Source organism: Frondihabitans cladoniiphilus, from assembly GCF_039544345.1.
GTDB lineage: Bacteria > Actinomycetota > Actinomycetes > Actinomycetales > Microbacteriaceae > Frondihabitans > Frondihabitans cladoniiphilus.
Map to the genome: position 1 here is coordinate 42,651 of NZ_BAABLM010000009.1, position 6,764 is coordinate 49,414.

General features: G+C 63.0%; 9 protein-coding genes. 4 read left to right on the forward strand and 5 right to left on the reverse strand.

The genetic code is table 11. The features are described 5' to 3' along the window. Positions 1–66 precede the first annotated feature (66 nt). Complete coding sequence (locus tag ABEA39_RS15430) at positions 67–924, forward strand: aldo/keto reductase (protein ID WP_345376845.1); 858 nt, start codon at positions 67–69, stop codon at positions 922–924. A gap of 13 nt (positions 925–937) precedes the next feature. Here the strand turns inward: ABEA39_RS15430 and ABEA39_RS15435 are convergent, their stop codons facing one another. The 5 genes from ABEA39_RS15435 to ABEA39_RS15455 all read right to left on the reverse strand — a co-directional run bounded on the left by ABEA39_RS15435 (position 938) and on the right by ABEA39_RS15455 (position 4,979). Further along, positions 938–1,510 (reverse strand): TetR/AcrR family transcriptional regulator, encoded by a 573-nt coding sequence (locus ABEA39_RS15435; protein WP_345376846.1) that lies wholly within the window; start codon positions 1,508–1,510, stop codon positions 938–940. 24 nt (positions 1,511–1,534) lie between these two features. After that, positions 1,535–2,422: an SDR family NAD(P)-dependent oxidoreductase gene (locus ABEA39_RS15440; RefSeq protein WP_345376847.1), complete on the reverse strand. Its 888-nt coding sequence runs from the start codon at positions 2,420–2,422 to the stop codon at positions 1,535–1,537. 947 nt (positions 2,423–3,369) lie between these two features. Beyond that, positions 3,370–3,978: a ParA family protein gene (locus ABEA39_RS15445; RefSeq protein ID WP_345376848.1), complete on the reverse strand. Its 609-nt coding sequence runs from the start codon at positions 3,976–3,978 to the stop codon at positions 3,370–3,372. 351 nt (positions 3,979–4,329) lie between these two features. Next, a complete protein-coding gene (locus tag ABEA39_RS15450) occupies positions 4,330–4,629 on the reverse strand; it encodes a hypothetical protein (protein ID WP_345376849.1) in 300 nt (99 codons plus the stop codon). Positions 4,630–4,718: 89 nt separating this feature from the next. Further along, a complete protein-coding gene (locus ABEA39_RS15455) occupies positions 4,719–4,979 on the reverse strand; it encodes a hypothetical protein (protein WP_345376850.1) in 261 nt (86 codons plus the stop codon). Between the two features lie 677 nt (positions 4,980–5,656). Between ABEA39_RS15455 and ABEA39_RS15460 the strand changes: the two genes are divergently transcribed. The 3 genes from ABEA39_RS15460 (at position 5,657) to ABEA39_RS15470 (ending at position 6,470) form a co-directional block, all read left to right on the forward strand. Continuing rightward, positions 5,657–5,878 (forward strand): sigma factor, encoded by a 222-nt coding sequence (locus ABEA39_RS15460; RefSeq protein ID WP_345376854.1) that lies wholly within the window; start codon positions 5,657–5,659, stop codon positions 5,876–5,878. Then, positions 5,875–6,051, forward strand: coding sequence for a sigma factor-like helix-turn-helix DNA-binding protein (locus tag ABEA39_RS15465; protein ID WP_345376851.1), 177 nt, complete (start codon positions 5,875–5,877; stop codon positions 6,049–6,051). Before ABEA39_RS15460 ends, ABEA39_RS15465 begins: the two co-directional genes overlap by 4 nt. A gap of 230 nt (positions 6,052–6,281) precedes the next feature. Then, positions 6,282–6,470: a hypothetical protein gene (locus tag ABEA39_RS15470; protein ID WP_345376852.1), complete on the forward strand. Its 189-nt coding sequence runs from the start codon at positions 6,282–6,284 to the stop codon at positions 6,468–6,470. The last annotated feature ends 294 nt before the right edge of the window (positions 6,471–6,764 follow it).

The following is a 6,764-nucleotide window of genomic DNA, read 5'->3' on the forward strand; positions in this document are numbered from 1 at the left end:
AATACACGGGGGATGACAATGACGGAATCGACCGGCAACTCGACGGCTGCGCCTCGACCAGGCGGGGTGGCCGTCCTCGGGCATCGCTCGGTGACGCGCGTCGGGTACGGGGCCATGCAGCTTGACCGACTGCACCGCGACAGGGCGGCCGCCGTCAAAGTGGTGCGCCGGGCGGTGGAGCTGGGGGTCGACCATATCGACACCGCCCAGTTCTACGGCACCGGCTTCTCCAACGAGGTCATCCGTGAAGCCTTGGGAGCAACAGACGACGTCGTAATCGTGAGCAAGGTAGGTCGCGACCCAGACGCGCCCGGCCTGAATCCGATCCGTCTCGCCCAACGACCCGAGCAACTACGAGCCAGCGTCCTCCAGAACCTCGACGCGCTCGGTCTCGACTGCATTCCCGTGGTGAACCTGCGTCGCCTCGATGTCGGACGATTCACGGGCGCACCCAGCGACCAGATCGTGGATGTGGATGACCAGCTGGCCGAGATGGTCGCCATGCGAGACGAAGGACTCATCGGCGCCATCGGACTAAGCACCGTCACCGCCGACATCCTCTGTCAGGCCATCCCGGCAGGCATCGTCTGCGTGCAGAACGCTTACAGTCTCACCGACAGGGTAGACGAGGCGCTCGTTGAGCTGTGCCGGGCCGAGGGCATCGCCTGGGTGCCGTACTTCCCGCTCGGAGGCGCCTTCGCCGGGGCACGCAAGGTCACCGACGAGCCCACCGTGCAAGCCACCGCAGCAGAGCTGGGGGTCACCGCTGCGCAGGTGGGGCTGGCATGGCTCCTTCGTCACAGCCCGAACACGTTGCTCATCCCGGGCACCTCGTCGATCGAGCACCTAGAGGCCAACATGGCCGCCGGCTCCGTGACCCTCACGGACGAGATGATGGGTCAACTTCAGGCCGTCTCCAGTTGAGCACACGAGCGATCTAGAGGCGGGGCTGGCGCATCCATTCCGGGAGCAGCGCGTAGGCAGCTCGTGCGATGGACGTCGACGAGGCGTCCCCGGTCGCAGCGACCGTCAAAAGTCCGCAGAGGCCCGTGGCCGTGTAGAGATCCTCTTCTTGGGCGAGGGGGCTGGCCGGGTCACCGAACTCTGCCCGGAAGCGGCGGATCTCGCTGAGCATGACCGCAGCAAGACCGGTGAGCCCGGCCTCGTCCCGGTAGCCGTTGGCCAAAAGGGACAGGCTGCTTTCTGCGCGCAGGAGCTCGACAATCTTCCGCAGACTCGCGAGGCCGACGAAGTCCGGTGACGCTCCGCTCCACCTCGTCTGAATGTCATCGACGAGAAGCGTGTTGAAGTCCTCGAGCAGGGCGAACCAGCCGGCCTCTTCGAGCGAGTCGAAGTTGTTGTAGAAGGTTTGCCGAGTGACCTTCGCCTCACCGGTGACGGCGGCGATCGTGAGGCTGCGTCCTGCGCGAAGCTCCGCGCGTAATGCCCGGATGATGCGTTCCCTCGAGCGGAGGGAGCGTGGGTCGCGGTAGTCAGCCGGTTGTGACATCGTTCCCGCGCTCCCTCCCCGTACTCAGACCGATGCGCCTGTTTTAGCAGTTTGCACCATAGCCATCGTGTCCGAGGCCTGACGGAACTCGACGTAGTTCTCCTCGTCGAGGATCTTTGACCAGTCGGCGACGATGCTGTCGGGTGTCATTGAGCGGTCGTAGATTCCCTGGGTCGTTCCGACGAAACTGGATGCGAGCCATCCTCCGCCAACGTCGAAATGGTGACCTGTGACGGTGCATGCGTCACCCGCCAGAACCGCCACGATAGGCGAGACGAGTTCGGTGGGGTAATCCACTTGCATCTGGGCGGCGACTTCCTCGGTGACGACCTTGACGGACATAGGAGTCGCCGCCATCGGACCGATGGAGTTGACGAGGATCCCCGACTCCGCGCCGTCGATCGCTGCGGCACGCATCAGCCCAAAGACGCCGGCCTTGGCGATGGAGTAGCTGATCGAAGACGGTGCCCCGATCAGGCCATTGCCCGAGGTCGTGATGACGACACGGCCACGGCCGCTCGCTTTCAGGTGCGTCCACGCTGCGTGGGTGACGTAGAACGTGCCGTCCAGGCCCGAGCTTCGGACGAGCTCGTACTCCTCGATCGTCACATCGTCCATGGTCGTGAAGCGGCCGACGCCCGCATTGTTCACGACGGTGTCGAGAGACCCGTAGGTGTCGACGGCTGCCTTTACCAGGGTGGCTGCACCTTCGGGTGTCGAGATGTCGCTGCTATCGGCGACGGCGTCGCCGCCGGCAGCGCGAATGAGCTCGACCACTTCATCAGCGCTGGCGAGGTCATTGACCACGACTTTCGCTCCGAGAGATCCGAGCAGCAGGGCGTGCGATCGACCGAGCCCGCGACCGCTACCGGTCACGATGGCAACGCGGCCATCCATTTGAGTTCCGGACATTGAACACTCCTTCGTAAGACAAGCCGAACGCGCGAGCGACTTCGCCCGCGCAGAACTATTATACGATCGTCTAATAGAGCATCGCGGGAAAATGTTTTGCTCGCAGGCGTATGAAGGCGCCACGAAGCCATACATCCATAGCCGATCCAGACTTGGGCTAAGTCAGCGCAGTAATGGCGCTTTCGGTGAGGCAAATGTCAGACGTGGAAGTGGGAGAACAAGCTCCACTCAGATCAAGACCCCATGGGACGCCCGATCCTGAAGCCGCCCTCGTTCTCAGGGAAAGGCTGGCCTGCATTGAATTCGTTCTGGAGCCGCTCAAGTTCCCTCTCGAGCGCCCCCTCGACCAACGCAGCGAAGGATCGGTAGCCGTTCTCGTAACCGCCAGTTCGAAGGACAGCCGTTTGCGCGCGTCTCTTTAAGGCCCGTCGGAGCTGTAACGAAGTCTGCTCCTTGGCCCGATCCTCTTCGGGCGGCCGCATGGGCTTCTCAACTTGAGCCACAACGTCCTGAGGCGCAGCTGCGGGCTGACCGGCCTTTACTACTGGCGTAAGTGCAGGCATCTCACTGGCTGAAGGCGACATCGTCGCTTCAACTGAATCGGCACCTGTCTTAACTGCCTCTGGTTCAGCTACCAGCCGTATCGCAGAGACGCCTCCCCGGCGCCGGCGGACCGGGGCAGTCATGCGGCTGTCCGCTCGGGCACCAGGAAGGCACGTTCGTACTTACTCGCGAGTGCGTCGTACAGGGCAACGGTCTTCCGACTGTTCCGGTCATTCCACGACGTGAGCGAGGTTGCAGCAGCGTCGGCTTCAGCAAACCGAGACCATTCCGGCAAATACGGCGGATTAAGAATCTCCGTTCCATCTGACAGGCGGACGACTCCCCCAAGATTCCATAGAAGGTCCCCAAACTCGCTCTTCAAATCCTCGAGTTGGAAATCGTGTTCACTCGTCGACTTTCGCCGCGTCACCACTACTCCCCCCCACGCAAAGTCCAGGATTGACCAGATCGACCGCGTGGCGGCCAACGAAGTCGCGGACTCGAATGGCGCCCTCAGTTGAGTCGTAATTGGGGTCAGTTGGAATCACCACGTTGTCAGCTGCAGCAAAACTCATTTGAACGAGGTGGCCCAAATCAGGCCGAGTGTCGATGAGGATGGCGTCGTACTCATCCGTCCATCCACAAAGTGCCCGCCGCAACCGTCGCGTGGCGCCGACAACTCCAGCCTCTGTCTCTCGATTAATAAGGTCGAATCTTGACGGCAAGACGTCAATTAGCTCAGCCTCAGCAATGGGGTCTTCAAGACTCCCCCACCCACAGGCCAGGACTGCACCAGCGCCCGCGCCGTCGGCATCAGCTCGCAGAACTTCCGACATCGTCGGGATAGGCGCTGATGCATCCCACTCGATGCCTAAGCGCCGCGTGGCGTTCGCTTGAGGATCCATATCCACGACGAGGATCCGTTTCCCCATTCGAGCGAGTGCGCCGGCGAGCTGGACCGTAACTTCGGTCTTTGCAACGCCCCCCTTGTTGTTAGCGATCGCGGTAATCACGCCGATGAACCGGGCGCGTGCAGGCGAGTGCTGAAATGCGTGCAGACGGGTACTGAAAATGACAGTAGCGAACGACAGACGAGACGTCTTGCAACCCTAGGGTTTCGAGACCCCAGAGTGGAGACGAGCTTTAAACCGAATAGGAGCAGTCTCGGTGGATCCAATCAAGTACCGCGGCTGGGCACGACAAGCGCCCGGCCCGATCCACGTACCAGGGGCGCTATCAAGCTAGGCGTCTCTCCGCGTGGTCTTGGTCTGACGCTCGACGCGTAGTCGCGGCGTCAGCAGGCCCGTTATTGCTTCGCTCACCAGGATGGTCCCCCACCGGTCGACTCTGGGTTGGGTTGGCAGTTATCGGGGTGGCTGCTCTTCCCACCGCGAACCGGGCGCCGAGCCGGCGTCGATGTTGCCGCGTTCCCGGAGGTACTCGGATGTCGTACTGCCACCAGCGATGCGGCGGATGAGTTCCACATCCATGAACGCGGCAGCAGCGACCACATCCGACTCAGCCCCGGCATCGAGCGCGGTCCGGACGAGCCGATCGACCGCTTGGGCGGCCTCTTCGGCAGCGCGGGCCAAATGGATGGCGTGCTCTGACTGCAGCCACAACTCGTTCATCAGTTCGTCGGCGGGCGGTGTCGTTTCAGGCATGCCTCTCACCCTGCCAGAACCGGAAAGGTAGGACGGGCAGCGGGCAGGAGACCGATCGCCCCCGTTCCGGCAGGAGGGTCAGTCGGTCATCAGCCGAGTTCGGCCTCATGGTTCTCTGCGTGCTGTTCGATGGCGTCGCCTCCGACGGGCTTCATGGAACGGATGATCAGCTCCTGATAGGAGATGTCGTCGCCAGCGAGGTTCAGGCGGGAGGGTGTTTCAAGGGTCGGCGGCATGTGCAGTACGCGTTCCAGATTCCCGGGCAGCAGGGGGTAGTCCCGTGTGGGGGGTCGGTAGTGCTCGATGCGGACGGCAGGCACATGCTCGTCGCGCTCATAGCGGCTCGGCACATTTTCCATTCGTCGCGAAGGGGGCGGCTAAGAAGCGGTTCGTAGCGAGAATAGAACCGCTGAGTCGGCAGGCACCACCGGGAAACGATCTGCGGTGCGCTAACGGGATAGACGCTCGTCACAAAAGCCTGCTCCATTCACCTCACAGCGACGGGGGCGCTCGTCCCCTTGCGCCCCAGAGCTCAAAGCTCGGCCTTGTTCGAGATAGTCGTCTGTCTCGAGGCTGAAATGGGTCACGGGGTCAGTACGGGTTTCGGTGCTTGCCGTTTCTCGCCGCGTCACGACGGTCGACTGCTCCAGAACCGTCTCCCGCTGTGGAGAAGCCTGTGAATAAATCTCAAGGACGAAGCCAGCCGCCAGCTCGCCAGAAGAATCCTCACGGGCGGCCCGTGCCCCTCGGACTGAGGTCACCCGTGTTCATGTCACCGCCTACAGTCAAGAGAGGGTGCAACTGGGGTGTCCACCGAACATCAGCCCGATGAGGCCCTTTGAGCATCGCCCCCGCACCGTCTCCCGACACGGAGCGATTCGACGACGATCTCCTCGTCCTTACCGCCGAGGGAAACAATGACGCCTCTACCGTGTTTTACGAGCGCACCGCGTCCCGCCTGCACGGGCTCGTGAGACGGGTTCTGATCGACCCGGCACAGTCCTAGGAAGTCACCCAAGACGTCTACCTGGAAGCGTGGCAGCATGCGTCCCGGTTCGATCCCGCCAAGGGCAAAGCCCTGTCCTGGCTTCTGACGATGGCGCACCGGCGGGCCATCGACCGGGTTCGCGCGTCCCAATCGAGCCGCGACCGCGACCTCGCCGTGGGTGTGCGTGACTTCGAGGCATCCCGCGACGACGTCGAGGAACCGTCGAGATCACCCTCGAACATCAACGAGTCTCTGCAATGATCTGCACCCTGACCCCGAACCAGCAACAGGCCCTCGAACTGACCTACTTTCAAGGCCTGACCAACACGGAAGCTGCGTTCCAAGCTGGAGTCCCCGTCGGCACCATGAAAACGCGACTCCGAGACGCCCTCATCGCCCTCCGTAGCCGCGTCGCAAACACAGTGGCCGCCTGACCCACTCGCCCCGAGCAGCGGTCGGCATGACCGCGGTCACACGGCGATGAAGATCCTCTTCTGCCCCGCCACCTCCATAGAACTCGGGCTGTACTTCTTAGTTCTGCGACCCAGCGCGAGCGACACCACGTCGTTGAGTCGCTCAGGCAGGGGTTCACACGGGAACCGTGCCCCTTAGAGTTGCGGCGGGCTGACAGCCGGACCATGTCCCCGGACCCGAGGAGATCCCGATGGGTGCCGATGACGACGCGCCGAGCAACATCCCCGAAGCCGGCGACAACGTCGTCTCGATCGACGCTCGTGCAACGAAGGCCACGGGCCTTGCGGCCGACCTCTATGACGGCGACTCAGCCGACAGCTTTGAACTCGACGCCTGCCTCGTCGACGAAGCACTCGACGTCGTGGTCCTACCGATCTAAGACAATGAGTTCACCTGCACCGAGTGCTTCCTCGGCTGGCCCCAAATCCAACTCGACCACGAGGGGGGCTCACGGACCGGTGTGCGTGGAATGCGCCGCCCTATAAGGCCCACCATTCGTTACGAACTGCAGCGTCCGGGTGATCGCGGGCCGACCTGGACCCGGGAACCGGAAAGCGACCCGCCGGCTAAGCTGCCCTCCGGAACGTCAACGGGCCCGCAGGCAAAGAAGCCCGCCCCGCCTTTCGGCGTGACGGGCCCCATCAGGCGCCGGGGTCTTCCAGTTCCCGGCTCC